The organism is Nocardia altamirensis NBRC 108246, assembly GCF_001612685.1.
GTDB lineage: Bacteria > Actinomycetota > Actinomycetes > Mycobacteriales > Mycobacteriaceae > Nocardia > Nocardia altamirensis.
Map to the genome: position 1 here is coordinate 195714 of NZ_BDAY01000003.1, position 13624 is coordinate 209337.

Here is a 13624-nt window from a genome sequence, read left to right on the forward strand (position 1 = left end):
ATTGTCTCAGACAATACAGCTATGGATGCTTTTCGTCTTAGCGAGATCACTCTCGCCGCCCAGCTCATGGCGCGGATGCCGACTGATCCGGTGGCGCAGTGGTCGGCTCGGGCCACTCGCCGGTCTTCAACGATGAGGAACAAATCATGACAAATGACGAGCAGTCACGGCGACTGGTACTGATCACCGGCGGCGGTAGTGGCATCGGCAGGGCCACCGCACTGCGCTTCGCCCAGCGTGGTGGTCTGGTGTTGGTCACCGACATCGACGAAGCGGCGGCCAAGGAAACGATCGAGCTGGTCAACGCGGTAGGCGGCCGCGGTGCCTGGTACCGGCAGGACGTCACCGACGCGACCGGCTGGCAGGAGCTGTCCGACGAGATCGCCGGTACCCATGGCGTGCCGGATGTGCTGGTCAACAATGCCGGGATCGCGATAACGGGCTCGTTCATGGAGCAGTCCATCGCGGACTGGGATCGTTTGATGGCGGTGAACCTCGACGGCGTCTTCTACGGCAGCCGGATCGTCGGGGAGGCCATGGTGCAGCGCGGCAGCGGTCACATCGTCAATATCGCCTCCGCGGGCGCGTGGGTACCGAATCGGGTGGCCGCGTCGTATGTGGTGTCGAAGGCCGCGGTGTTGATGCTGAGCGAGTCGATGCGTATCGACTTGTCTCGCAACGGCATCGGGGTCTCGGCGATTTGCCCGGGTGTTATTCGGACGAATCTGATGGCGCATGGCAGCCGAGCCGGTGTCAGCGACGAGGAAGCCGCCAGATTCCAGACTCAGCTCGCCGACGCGCAGCAGCGATTCTCCTACGCCGCACCACGGGTGGCGGCCCGTGCGGTCGAGCGTGCGGTCAACCGCAACTTGGCCGTTGTTCCGGTGAATCCGGAGGCGTATTTCATCGCCGCCGCCCGGCGCGTCTCGCCCGGACTGACCAGATACGTCTTGAGTTTAGGCGGCATCGAGCTCGGCGAATCCCTGCTGTCGACGGTGGACAAGGCTCGGTCGGCACTCGCCGGGGCGGGGCGACGGAAGTGAGCGGGGCGATGGAGTTCGTGGACTACCGCGGTGGACCGTCGTGGCAAGCGCGGTGCGTGACGCGTTGCATGCGGTGGGTGCTCCGGCCGGGGCTGGATGCCGTCGCGTCGATCGCGCGCCCCTGGAATATCGGGCTGCCGAGCGTGCTGGACTACCTGGCTGCCGTCATCCCCACGCCGCGCGGCACCCGCCGAAACATAGTGGAACTGGACGGGTATCGCGCGGAATGGGTGAGCGCCGCGACCGCACCGCTGCCCGCCGCAGGTGGCAAGGCGATTCTGTATTTCCATGGCGGCGGTTTCCTGGCGGGCGGCTACCGCTCACACCGCAGACTCGTGGCACAGATTTCGGCCGCGGCGCACGTGCCGGTGTTCAATGTCGCTTACCGCCAGTTGCCGAAACATAGTGTCGGAGACTCGATCGACGATGCCATCGGCGCGTATCACTATCTGCTCGATCATGGCTTCGACCCCGAAGACATTGTAGTTGCGGGGGATTCGGCGGGTGGATTGCTCGCTTTTGCCCTCGCTCCGATGGCTCGACGTCGCGGCCTTCCGATGCCTGCCGGGACGGTCGGACTGAGTCCGCTGTTGAACCTGGACTACACCGCGCTGGTCGGGCACGCCTACGACCGAACGGACTCGCTGCTGAGTGCGCACTCGATTCGAACGATTGTCGAGATCGGTATGGCGGCACTGGGCCCGATCGATCCGTCCTGGTCGCCGGTGAACGGCGAATTGGCAGGACTGCCAACGGCTTTGATTCAGGTCGGTGCCGCCGAGGTGCTGCGTGTTGATGCCGAGTTGATGGCCGAACGACTCGACCTCGCGGGCGTGCCGGTGCGCCTGCAGATCTGGCCGGGGCAGGTGCATGTCTTCCAGGCGGGTGCCGACATCCTCCCGGAAGGACGCGCGGCAATAGCTGAGATCAGCGACTTTGTGCGCGGACTCATCGATCGGGATTCCACCGCGGCCAAGAAGGTTTCATGAGGTATCTGGAGGACCGACATGTCTGAAGTGAATGCCGACGAGACCGTGCCCTCGCCGGGCGCGGCACCGGACCACGAGGTGTTGATCGTGGGTGCGGGGTTCGGTGGCATCGCCGCGGCGGTGGCCTTGCAGCAGGTGGGCGTCACCGACTTCGTGATCCTCGACAAATGGGACGGCGTCGGCGGAACCTGGTATGCCAACACCTATCCCGGTGTGCAGGTCGATATTCCGTCGATGGTGTACAGCTTCTCCTTCGCCCAGCGCTCGGACTGGTCGCGGGTATTCGCCCCGGGCAGGGACTTGCAGCGCTACGCGGAGGACGTCGTCGACCGGCACGGCCTACGCCCGAAGTTGCGGCTCAACACCATGGTGACCGGCGCTGAATGGGATGAGCAACACCACTATTGGCGCGTACAGACCGAGAGCGGCACTGTCTATACGGCCCGGTTCGTCGTCCCTGCGCTCGGCGGACTGGAGGTGCCGAAACTACCCGATATCGAAGACTTCGAATCCTTTCGCGGCAAAATCATGCACACCGCCGACTGGGACCATGATTACGACCTCACCGGCAAACGGGTCGCGGTGATCGGCACCGGAGCATCGGCGCTACAACTGATTCCGGCGATCGCCGATACCGTCGAACATCTCACCATCTTTCAACGCCGGGCGATCTGGATAGCGCCCAAACCTGACTGGCAGGCCGGGCCTGCCACCCGATTTCTGTTGAATCAGGCGCTGTTTCGCACGCCGGTGCGTGCTGCAGTCGGTGTCGCGGTGTCGGCGGGTACCGGCGGGGCGTTCATTGTCGGCAAGCCAATCCGTTTCGTCCTGAAAGCGGTAGAAGTCGGGCTGAAACTGTGGATGCGCACCCAGGTGCCCGATCGGAAACTGCGCGAGAAGCTCACCCCGAACTACACCTTCGGCTGCAAGCGGCCGTCGTTGTCGAACGTCTACCTCAAGACATTCATGCGTCCCGATGTCGACCTGGTCACCGAGCCGATCGCGCGCGGCACCGACACCGGAATCGTGACTGCGGAGGGGACTGCGCACGCATTCGATGTCATCGTCTGCGCCACCGGATTCGCGGTGATGGGTAAGGGCACCACCCCACCGTTCCCCGCGTACGGCCGCGACGGTCTCGAACTCGGCAAGTACTGGCACGAAAACCGGTACTCCTCCTACCAGGGAGTCTCGGTACCGAAGTTCCCGAACTTGTTCATGCTCGTCGGTCCGTACGGATATGCCCCCAGCTCCTACCACTCCTTCGTCGAAGCGACTGCCGCGCATACCGCCCGGGCAATCGCGGAGGCGCGTCGGCGCGGTGCCACCGTCTGCGAGGTCCGTCAGGAACCGCACGACCGTTACACCGCGAAGATGCGGGCCAGGATCGACCGGATGGAGTACGTCGACATGTGTGCGGGCTCCAACACCTACTACATCAACTACCAGGGCGACGTCGCGCTGATCCGGCCTGAATCACACGCCACGATGTGGTGGCAGAGCCGCCGCTTCCCCTTCGACGCTTACCGATTCGAGACCGCTGCACGACGAGCCGACATCGCACCGCAGGCGCGTGCGAAGCGAAATGCGCACACCCATCTGTGAGGATTGTTATGACGACACTGGATAAGATCAACGGCCACAAGACAACTGGCGGCGAAGCGGTAGAGCCGCAGCATCAGGTGGTCATCATCGGCGGTGGTTTCGGTGGGTTGGGTGTCGGAATCGCCTTGCGCCGTGCGGGTATCGACGACTTCGTGATCATCGAACGCGCCGACGATATTGGTGGTACCTGGTACAACAATCAGTATCCCGATGTGGCGGTGGATGTTCCGGGCATCGTGTACCAGTTCTCCTTCGAGCAGAACCCGCATTGGTCGCGTACCTTCCCGAAGGGCGCTGAGGTCAAGGCCTACATCGATCACTGTGCCGACAAGTACGGCATCCGGCCGCATCTGCGCCTGAAGACCGAGATCATGTCCCGGGTATGGGACGAAGACAATCACCTGTGGCGGTTGACCACTGCCACCGGCGACATCATCACCGCGCGCTATGTGGTCACCGCGCTCGGTGCGTTCGTCGAGCCGAAGAAGCTCGACATCGCGGGGCTGGAGTCGTTCGCGGGCAAAGTGATTCAAACCCAGAAGTGGGATCACGACTATGACTTGACCGGAAAGCGCGTCGCGGTGATCGGCACCGGCGCCACCTCGGTGCAGATGATTCCGAAGGTAGCCGAGGTGGCCGGACACCTGGACGTGTACCAGCGGCGGCCGATCTGGGTGTACGCGAAACCGGACTTCGAGATTCCCCGGGGCGTGCAGCTTGCGCTGAAGTATGTACCCGGTTTGCAGTCCGGTATCCGCGCCATGGCAGCAGGTGTGGTCGAGGTGGGTTTGGTCGCTGTCACGGTGTACGGCAAGCAGCTCGCGCCGCTCACCAAGCTCCCGGCATGGGCTGTCAAGAAGTACCTCAACAGCCAGATCAAAGACCCGATCCTGCGCGAGAAGCTGACACCTGACTACGGCTTCGGGTGTAAACGTCCCAGCGTGTCGAATGTCTACTACAAGACCTTCACTCGGCCGAACGTCGAGCTGATCACCGATGGGATCGCCGAGATCACGCCCACCGGCATCACCGACCGCGACGGCAACCATCGAGAGATCGACACATTGGTGCTGGCTACTGGATTCGAGATGTCACAGAGCCCCAAGGTATTTCGCGAACGCCCCGTCACCGGACGGGACGGGTTCGACCTCGCCGACTTCTACGAGAAGGAACGAGCCAAGGCGTACGAGGGCATCAGCATGCCGGAATTGCCCAACACCTTCATGGTTTTCGGGCCGTACGCATGGAGCGGTAGCTCGTGGCACGTCATGGTCGAGAACGTCGCACGGCATACCGTTCGGGTGATCACCGAGGCCAAACGCCGTGGTGCGACGGCGGTATCGGTCAAGCCTGAAGCCAACGAGCGGTTCTACAACTTCATTCTCCCGAAGGCCACCGACACGCTCATGCACGGTCGTGCGTGTGCCAACGCCAACTCCTACTACATCGATCACCATGGCGACTTCTCCTTCCTGCGGCCGACCACCGCCTATCAGGCAACCAAGGCGAGCAAGACCTTCTCGCTCGACGACTACGACTACGAGCGGCCCAAGTCGATCAGCGCGCCGCTGAAGGGGCTACATGCCGAGGCTGGTCGGTGACCGCTGATCGTGCCGAACCCGCGGCGCCGGTCGTGATGACCCGCGTTGATTCACCACACTTGTCGAGGAGCACGCATTGTCCAATTCGGTTGTGCGGCCGGACTATCAGGTCGCAATAATAGGTGCAGGACCGGGCGGTATTGCCGCCGGGGTGAAGCTGACGCAGGCAGGTATCACCGACTTCGTGATCCTCGAACGTGCCGATGATTTCGGTGGATCCTGGCACGAGAACCATTACCCCGGAATCGCTGTCGATGTCCCTGCGTTGGCTTATCAGTTCTCGTTTGCCCGAAACCCGAACTGGAGCCGTTTCTTTCCCTTCGGCGCGGAAGTCAAGCGCTACCACGTCGGAGTGGCCCGTCGCTTCGATCTCTACCCGCATGCACGGTTCAACACCGACATCGTGCGGGAGGAGTGGGACGAAGCCGGGCATTTCTGGAAGCTGCATACCGCGGACCGCGGTGTGGTCACGGCGCGTTTCGTCATCAGCGCGGTAGGCGCGTTCGTTCGCCCGAAGCAGGACGCGGGAATTCCGGGCTACAAGTCGTTCAAGGGCAAGGTGCAGCGGCCGACCGATTGGGATCACGACTACGACCTCATCGGCAAGACTGTCGCGGTCATCGGCACCGGCGCCAGCGCGGTACAGATTGTTCCGGCCATCGCCGGAAAAGTCGCGGCGCTGAAGGTATTTCAACGCACACCGGTCTGGTGCATACCCAAGCCGGACTTCGCCGTTCCTGCCTTGCTCCAGAAGGTGTTCGCCGTCCCTGGAGTGGTGGCACTGACCCACGGTGCGGTGCTGATGGTCGTCGACCTGCTGCTGCGCGGAGCGATCGCGGCCCCGGTCACGGCCGCGAAGCCGGCGATGCGGACCTTCGACCGCGCGGCGATCGCGGCCTACAGCCGATACCTTCGGTGGGCGGTCGAGGACCCGGCCACCGCGCGCAAACTCGCCCCGAACTATGGACCGGTTGCCAAGCGGCCCACCATGTCTCGCTACACGACCACATTCAACCGGGACAACGTCGAGCTGATCACCGAGCCGATCGAGAAGATCACCGCCAAAGGCATCAAGACCCGCGACGGCGTCACGCACAGCATCGACGTGCTCGTGCTGGCCACCGGCTATGAGGTGTTCTCGGACCCGGAGACCTACCGGGAGGGGTCGGTGCTCGGCCGCGACGGGTTCGACCTCGGCAAGTTCTACAACGAAGAGGGCTTGCAGGCCTACCAGAGCGTTTCGGTGCCCAAGCTGCCTAACCGCTGGACACTGGTCGGGCCATATTCATGGACCGGCAGCGGCTGGCACGCCTTTGTCGAGATGACCGCGGACCACGCCGTACGCGCCATCAGAACCGCAGAGGACCGGAAAGCCACTTTCGTCGAGATCCGCAGGGAACCTGCCGAGGCCTACCACGCAAAGGTCTACCGCAAGGCTGAGGCGCTGCGGTTTTATCTCGCGGATCTCAACGGCCACGTGCCGACCTACTACCGAAACTCTCAGGGTGACACGACCTACATTCGTCCCTCCGGCTTCTTCGAAGCGCGGCGCGGCAATCAACGCTTCCCACTCGACGACTACCGCTACGACACCCTCGGCGCCGCAACATCCACCGGATCGGCACCGGCCAACGAATCATCGGAGGTCCCTGCATGACAACCGGCAGCTACACACTCGACACGGTGATCCCCGCACCACGAAAGATCGTGTACGGCATCTTCGCCGATCGAGAACGCTACGGTGAATTCCTGCCGATCCACACGCGTTTGCAGGTTGCGGGATCGACCGAGCGACAAGGCATCGGCGCGGTCCATTTCCTCGGGCGCGGTCCGATAGGCGTCAAGGAGCGGATCACCGATCTGGTGGCCGATGAGCGCATCGACTACGAACTGCTGACCAAAGGTCTCCCGGTCGATCGCCATTTCGGCACGATTCTGTTCTCCGATCACCCGAACGGCACCAGGGTCGCCTACACGATGGACTCCACCCCCAGCCTGCCGATGCCACGCCCACTGCTCGTGCTCGGGTTGCGGCTCGCGATCTCGACGCTGGTGTCCGGAGCCCGCCGTCAGGCAGTCCGCGCGGCGAAGGCGTCGGTGTGATGGGCGATAACTCGAAGGATCAGAAGCTACCGACCTCCCGCGCCGCGCGATCTGCCGCGTTGGGACGTGTCGCGGCAGGCCAGGCATTGCGGCACGCCGGTGCCAAGGTCGCGATGGTCGGTCGCAGTGAGGAGAAGAAGCGCGCAGTGCTGGATCGCCGCCAGGCCGAGCTGGTCACGGCGCTGGTCAACAGCCTCGGGACGATGCGCGGCGCGGCGATGAAGATCGGGCAGGCACTGTCGATCATGGATCTCGGGATCCTGCCCCCGGAGTCGCGTCAGGAGTTTCAGCGGGGGTTGGCCAAGTTGCGTGATTCCGCGCCGACGGTGGCCTTCGACAAAATGCGCGCCGTTATCGAAGCCGAGCTCGGCGGCCGATTGAGCCTGCATTTCACCGAATTCGAGCAGGTCCCCATTGCGGCCGCATCGATCGGTCAGGTGTATCGCGCTCGCCTGCACGACGGTCGCGATGTCGTGGTGAAAGTGCAATACCCCGGCATCGACAAAGCGGTGCGTGCCGACATGAAGAACCTGGCGCTGTTGCTGCGTGCCATGCAGGGCCTTGCTCCGGCTGTGGATATCAAGGCGGTCGCGGCGGAGATAGTGGAACGGGTCGAGGAAGAGCTCGATTACGAGCTGGAGGCCCAGAATCAGCGCAAGGCCGCGCGGCTCTACCGCAAACATCCGTTCATCGTCGTGCCGAGTGTGATCACCGAGCTGTCGGGGCAGCATGTCCTGGTCACCGAGTACTTCCAGGGCATCGGATTCGAAGAGGTGAAGCAAGCCGACCAGGCGACCCGAGACCGGGTGGGGGAGATCATCTTCCGCTTCTTCGGCAGCGGAATGTTGCGCGATCGGCAGTTCTCCGGCGACCCGCACCCCGGCAACTTCCTGGTCGGAGCGGATGGGCGGGTGGCGTTCTTGGACTTCGGTCTCTACAAGTTCATCAGTGTCGAACACGTCGAACATCAACTCGCCATCCAGCGCGCGATGGCCGAAGACGATCCGGCCGGTCTACTTCGTGCACTCGCCGACGCTGGATTCCTGCCCGACCCCACGGCAGTCACCAGCGATGAGGCGGTGCCGATCGTTCGCACCTTGCTCGGTTGGATGACCACCGACGAGGTCGTGCAGATCACCCCCGAAATGACGAATGAGGTGATGATGCAGTCGTTCCTGTCGGGGGAGAACTTCGATCTGCTCCGGCAACAGACGGTCCCGCGTGAGCAGTTGGTGACCATCCGCACGGTGGCGATGGTCATGGCGGTGCTCGGTCAGCTCGGGGCTACCAACAACTGGCACCACATCGCGCGGGAATGGCAGTACGGCGAAGCACCGCGCACCGCACTCGGCCGCGAGGAGGCGGCCTCCGGCTGGCACCCCGGCACTGCGGTTGCGCGGGTTTCCGCGCGGTAGTTCCTCGAATCACACTGAATACCAGGAGCATTCCTCGTGTCACTCTTCCGGATCGTCAACGACGTACTCAGCTCTCCACTCGCCAAGAGCGCGATCGTGCTGGCGACCCAAGCCCGAGATTCCGCGCTACATGGCCAGGACGCGGCACTCGGCTTTCTCAACCTGCCGACCGCCGACAACGTCGACCGGATCCTCCGGCAGGTCCGTGGGCTGTCGCAGCGTCTCGAGCATTTGGAGAACACGCTCGACGACATCGCTGACTCGATGGTGATTCTGGCAGCAAATTCCCAACCAGTACAGAACAATTCGCGCAGCGCCGAGCACCTCGATGTGCTCGTCGACGGCGTTGCCGTGCCGGATCATCGGCGATAGTGATGGAGATTCTCAGATGAAGACAGCAATAGTGACCGGTGCGGCATCCGGCATCGGCAGGGGTTATGCGCTCGCTTTGGTCGAGAAGGGCTTCTACGTTCTTGTCACCGATATCGACGAGCTCGGTGCCGAACATGTTGCCGCGGAACTCAATGCGATGGGCCCGGGTAAGGCGGAGGCGTTGCGGGTGGATGTCACCGACGTCGATGCCGTTGCCGCGGCGGTGCATCGGGTCAAGGACGAGCACGGCCGACTGGACATGATCTTCAACAATGCCGGAATGGGCGTGGTCGGACCGGTCGAAGAGCTGACAATCGGTCACTGGCGCAAGGCAACCGAGGTCATGATCATGGGCGTCGTGCACGGCGTGCAACCCGCCTACAAGATCATGGTCGAACAGGGCTACGGCCATATCGTCAATACCGCGTCATCAGCGGGCCTGATCCCGCTCGCGTTCATGGGTCCTTACGACATGGCCAAACACGCGGTCGTCGGGCTCACCGTGTCTTTGCGAGCCGAGGCTGCCGCGCACGGGATCAAGGTCACCTGTGTGTGCCCGGGTCCGGTCAACACCAACATCGTCCGGAATGTCAAAGCGGCCATCGGTGAGACGACGGAAGCCGACATCGCGGTGACCGGATACGACAAGGTCCAGCCTTACCTCCACCTCGTTCCCGAATTCCTGGTGGCAAGTCCGGAAGTGCACGGCCGCAAGGTATTGCAGGCGGCGTTGCGCGACCAGGCGTTCGTACTCCTGCCCGGGTACATGCGGCCACTGTGGTGGCTGCAGCGATTGGCCCCGACCGTGCCGGTCGCGATCGGCGTGGTGCTATCCCGCGTCGCGAAGGCGGCCCGCCCCCACATCGCCGAGCGATGGGAGCAGCGCGGCGCCGGCGACCGTCAGCCGGTCGGATAGCTCGACGGTTGTGAGCGACTGAGATTCGACACACCAGACCCCTCGACAACAAAGGATTGCGATGATCACCTATGCAACGCCGCTTGGGTATCGCTCAACCGGGAGAGACCTGCTTCCGCTCGGCCTACGCGTCGCGATCGGGGCGGCAGGGCGCGGAGTTTCGCGGTCTCGGCTCAACCGGGCGGTGTCCGGGAAGATCGTGTTGATTACCGGTGCTTCGTCGGGGATCGGCGAAGCGACCGCGCGCAGGGTCGGCGCGGCAGGCGGTATCGCGTTGCTGGTGGCGCGGTCGGCAGGCAAACTCCGGGAGATCGCGGATGAGATCGTGGCGGCGGGCGGGCAGGCGTATGTCTATCCGACCGACCTGCGGGATGCCGCGGCGATCGACGCGCTGGTCGACACGGTCTTGAACGACCACGGTCGCGTCGACACCGTGGTCAACAACGCCGGACTGTCGATTCGACGGTGGTTGTCGGAATCCGAGGGGCGCTTCCACGACGTGGAGCGAAGCGCCGCAACCAATTTCCTGGGCCCGGTTCGACTCATATCGGGATTGTTGCCATCGATGCGCGCCCGTGGGCAGGGGCACATCATCAATGTCGCGACCGTCGGTGTGGAACTACCGGCCCCGGAGTGGACGGCCTACGTCGCAACCAAAAGCGCGTTCGAAGTCTGGCTGCGTGGGGCTGCGCCCGAGGTGCGGGCGGCGGGGATCGACGTCAGCACCATCCACATGATGCTTGTACGAACAGGGATGCTCGGTGAGTCGCGTATTTTCCGGTACTTGCCCGGCATGACCGGCGAGGAGGCGGCGGGCATGGTGTGTCGTGCGCTCGTCGAGCGGCCTCGCACTGTCATTCCCTGGTTCACCCGGGTCGGGACTCCGCTCCTGTTGGCTTTCCAGGTGCCGGTGGAACGTGCCCTCATCGCCTATGCGAAGGCCGCCGATCCGGCGAATTCGTCAGAGACGAGCCCGAATTCGAGGCTCAGAACGCTTTATGCCAAGGGCGAGCAGATCGCCTTCGGCGCGGACGAGGTCGTCGGTGCCGGCCTTGGTGTCCTGCAGCTCGGCGTCGTGCGCCACAATCCCGTCCGGGTAGCACGGGCGGCGCGGCGGGCGCTGCGCTGGGGCACTGCTCCGGCCGCCGTTGGCGTCATGGCGACCACCCTCTACGGAGACCGGGTTGCACTGATCGACGAGCTCGGCAGCCTGACCCACCACGAACTCGACGCCAGGGTCGAGGCGCTCGCCAGTGCATTCGTCGGCGAGCTCGGGCTGGACGCCGGCGGCAAGGTGGGAATTCTGTGTCGCAATCACCGAGGGTTCGTGGAGGCGATGCTGGCGGCGTCGCGGGTCGGCGCGGATACCGTGCCGCTCAATGTGGATTTCTCCGGGCCGCAGCTCGATCAGGTAGCTGCTCGCGAGAAACTCGACCTGATCGTGCACGACGACGAGTTTTCCGATCTGCTGCACAACTCGACCTACAGCGGGCAGCGAGTGATCGGCTGGCACGATGGCACCGTCGCGCTGCCGACCTTGGACTCACTGATCGCCGAGGGCGGCCCGACTGTCGAATCTCCGGCAAAGCCCGGAACCGTGGTGTTCCTGACCTCAGGCACTACCGGGACCCCCAAGGGGGCACGACGCGAGATCGACGTCGCGGCCATGCGTAAGTCCTTGCTGCCGATGGCATTTCCCGCAACGCGGTGGTTCGGCAGACTGCGTCCATTGCCGCGCAGCGGCGAGCCCATGCTGATATCGCCGCCGGTGTATCACGGCTACGGTTTCCTCGCGGCCCTCGGCGGACTCGCTTTCGGCGCGCCGCTGATCCTGCAACGCAAGTTCGACCCGGAACAGGTGCTGGCGGCAATCGCCGAATACCGCATCGGCATCGTGTGTGCGCTGCCGACGATGCTCAAACGGATCATGGACCTGCCGCCTGAGATACGGCGACAATATGACTGCCGTTCGCTGCGCACGATCGTCTCCGGTGCCGCGCCACTGCCACCGCAGCTCGCGATCGACGTCATGAACGAATTCGGCGATCTGTTGTACAACTTCTACGGGGGCACCGAGGTGGGCGCAGGCACCATCGCGATGCCCAAAGACCTGCGTCGAGCACCGGGAACGGTCGGACTTCCCGCGCCAGGCGCAACGATCAAGATCCTCGACGAGCACGGTCGTGAAATGCGGGCAGGCAGCTCAGGCAGCATCTATATCGGCGGGCTAGTGCAATTCGACGGCTACACCGGTGGCGGCCGAAAAGAGATGCGGGGCAACCTGATGCACTCCGGCGATGTCGGACACTTCGACGAGGCCGGCCGCCTGTTCATCGACGGTCGCGACGACGACATGATCGTGTCCGGTGGTGAAAACGTCTTCCCGCAAGAGGTCGAAGAACTACTCCAGACCCATCCCGCGATCGCGGATGCCGCTGTGATCGGAACTCCGGACGAAGAATTCGGCAAACGCCTGTCCGCCATCGTCGTGCTCCAGCCCGAAACCACGCTCACCCTCGCCGAAATGCAGGCATTCGTCAAAGCCAACCTCGCCCGCTACAAGGTGCCACGCGACATCACATACCTCGACGCGCTGCCACGTACCGCCACCGGAAAGTTGAAGCGGCGCTTGCTGACACCGGAGGCGCGCGAACAAGCCGCATCCACAACCGACGGACCGAGGCCGGCATGAGTACTCGCACAAAAGATTCAGTGATCGCGACGGTCACCGTCCAGGGACACACGCTCGGCTACACCGAGTACGGCACGGGTGATCGGGTCGTCGTGATCACCCCCGCATTCATGATGTCGCAACGGATGCAACAGAATTGGGCGCAGGCGCTGGCCTGCCACGGCTACCGGGTCATCACCGTCGACATGCTCGGCACGACCGCCGACAGGCGGCCCCTGCCGATCGACCGTTACAGCTGCGATGCGCTTGGCTCCGAGCTCATCGGCATCCTGGACGCTCTCGGTATCGAGCGCGCGACGTTGGCCGGAACGTCGCTCGGCGCCAACGTGTGTATCGAAGCCGCCGCCCAGCACCCTGATCGGGTAGTGGGGCTCATTCTCGAAGCGCCTTGTCTGGAACAGGGTTCGACGGCCATCGGCTATCTCCTGTCTCCCGGACTGTTCCTGTTCACCGCGGCCCGCCCGCTGGTTCGGCTGGCCGGTCTACTCGCGCGGTCGATACCGGTCGATTCCGGGATCCTGCTCGGCATGGTTCGCGATGTGCTGGTCGCCGACCCCGCACGAACGACAGCCCTCCTCCGCGGCCTGACCTTCGGCAGATTCGGCCCGCCGTGGTACGTCCGTAATTCCGTCCCAGGACCTGCCCTGGTGATCGGCATACGAGGTGACCCATTCCATCCCGTGGTCGACGCCCGCGCCGTCGTCGACGAGATCCCCGGCGCCATCCTGTGCCGCACTCCATCATTGGCTACCTTGCGGCTCCGCCCGGCCGCCGCGGTGGCGACGATGGCGAACTTCCTCGAAACCGTCTGGCTGGAAACCCAGTTCGCACTCGGATAAGAGCACCCATATTCACCGCGCAAACCAACTTCCGCACCAAGGAACTCCG

The 13624-nt window shown here is 63.8% G+C and carries 11 protein-coding genes; all 11 read left to right on the forward strand.

Going from position 1 to position 13624, the window contains the following annotated elements:
- The first annotated feature begins 146 nt into the window (after positions 1-146).
- The 11 genes from NA11_RS01250 (at position 147) to NA11_RS01300 (ending at position 13575) form a co-directional block, all read left to right on the forward strand.
- Entirely contained in the window at positions 147-1043 is an 897-nt protein-coding gene (locus tag NA11_RS01250) for an SDR family NAD(P)-dependent oxidoreductase (RefSeq protein ID WP_069159916.1), read from the forward strand.
- Positions 1044-1111: 68 nt separating this feature from the next.
- Positions 1112-2032, forward strand: a complete 921-nt coding sequence (locus tag NA11_RS01255; RefSeq protein ID WP_167837527.1) for an alpha/beta hydrolase — start codon at positions 1112-1114, stop codon at positions 2030-2032.
- A gap of 18 nt (positions 2033-2050) precedes the next feature.
- Positions 2051-3637, forward strand: coding sequence for a flavin-containing monooxygenase (locus tag NA11_RS01260; RefSeq protein WP_069159824.1), 1587 nt, complete (start codon positions 2051-2053; stop codon positions 3635-3637).
- An 8-nt stretch (positions 3638-3645) separates the two neighbouring features.
- Positions 3646-5238 (forward strand): flavin-containing monooxygenase, encoded by a 1593-nt coding sequence (locus tag NA11_RS01265; protein ID WP_069159825.1) that lies wholly within the window; start codon positions 3646-3648, stop codon positions 5236-5238.
- A 76-nt stretch (positions 5239-5314) separates the two neighbouring features.
- On the forward strand, positions 5315-6895 hold the full coding sequence (locus tag NA11_RS01270; protein ID WP_084653875.1) for a flavin-containing monooxygenase: 1581 nt from the start codon (positions 5315-5317) through the stop codon (positions 6893-6895).
- On the forward strand, positions 6892-7341 hold the full coding sequence (locus tag NA11_RS01275) for an SRPBCC family protein (RefSeq protein WP_069159826.1): 450 nt from the start codon (positions 6892-6894) through the stop codon (positions 7339-7341). Before NA11_RS01270 ends, NA11_RS01275 begins: the two co-directional genes overlap by 4 nt.
- Positions 7341-8756, forward strand: a complete 1416-nt coding sequence (locus NA11_RS01280; RefSeq protein ID WP_069159827.1) for an ABC1 kinase family protein — start codon at positions 7341-7343, stop codon at positions 8754-8756. The genes NA11_RS01275 and NA11_RS01280 overlap by 1 nt, the downstream gene beginning before the upstream one ends.
- A gap of 36 nt (positions 8757-8792) precedes the next feature.
- A complete protein-coding gene (locus NA11_RS01285; protein WP_069159828.1) occupies positions 8793-9128 on the forward strand; it encodes a hypothetical protein in 336 nt (111 codons plus the stop codon).
- 16 nt (positions 9129-9144) lie between these two features.
- Positions 9145-10044 (forward strand): SDR family NAD(P)-dependent oxidoreductase, encoded by a 900-nt coding sequence (locus NA11_RS01290; protein WP_167837528.1) that lies wholly within the window; start codon positions 9145-9147, stop codon positions 10042-10044.
- 61 nt (positions 10045-10105) lie between these two features.
- The gene (locus NA11_RS43685) at positions 10106-12736 is read left to right on the forward strand and encodes an SDR family NAD(P)-dependent oxidoreductase (protein WP_084653879.1); all 2631 of its coding nucleotides are present in this window, start codon (positions 10106-10108) and stop codon (positions 12734-12736) included.
- Entirely contained in the window at positions 12733-13575 is an 843-nt protein-coding gene (locus NA11_RS01300) for an alpha/beta fold hydrolase (RefSeq protein ID WP_069159829.1), read from the forward strand. Before NA11_RS43685 ends, NA11_RS01300 begins: the two co-directional genes overlap by 4 nt.
- Positions 13576-13624: the final 49 nt, after the last annotated feature.

Coding starts and splice junctions, on each gene's coding strand:
- NA11_RS01250 (WP_069159916.1), top strand. CDS start 147: ATGACAAATGACGAGCAGTCACGGCGACTGGTACTGATCACCGGCGGC.
- NA11_RS01255 (WP_167837527.1), top strand. CDS start 1,112: ATGCGGTGGGTGCTCCGGCCGGGGCTGGATGCCGTCGCGTCGATCGCG.
- NA11_RS01260 (WP_069159824.1), top strand. CDS start 2,051: ATGTCTGAAGTGAATGCCGACGAGACCGTGCCCTCGCCGGGCGCGGCA.
- NA11_RS01265 (WP_069159825.1), top strand. CDS start 3,646: ATGACGACACTGGATAAGATCAACGGCCACAAGACAACTGGCGGCGAA.
- NA11_RS01275 (WP_069159826.1), top strand. CDS start 6,892: ATGACAACCGGCAGCTACACACTCGACACGGTGATCCCCGCACCACGA.
- NA11_RS01280 (WP_069159827.1), top strand. CDS start 7,341: ATGGGCGATAACTCGAAGGATCAGAAGCTACCGACCTCCCGCGCCGCG.
- NA11_RS01290 (WP_167837528.1), top strand. CDS start 9,145: ATGAAGACAGCAATAGTGACCGGTGCGGCATCCGGCATCGGCAGGGGT.
- NA11_RS43685 (WP_084653879.1), top strand. CDS start 10,106: ATGATCACCTATGCAACGCCGCTTGGGTATCGCTCAACCGGGAGAGAC.
- NA11_RS01300 (WP_069159829.1), top strand. CDS start 12,733: ATGAGTACTCGCACAAAAGATTCAGTGATCGCGACGGTCACCGTCCAG.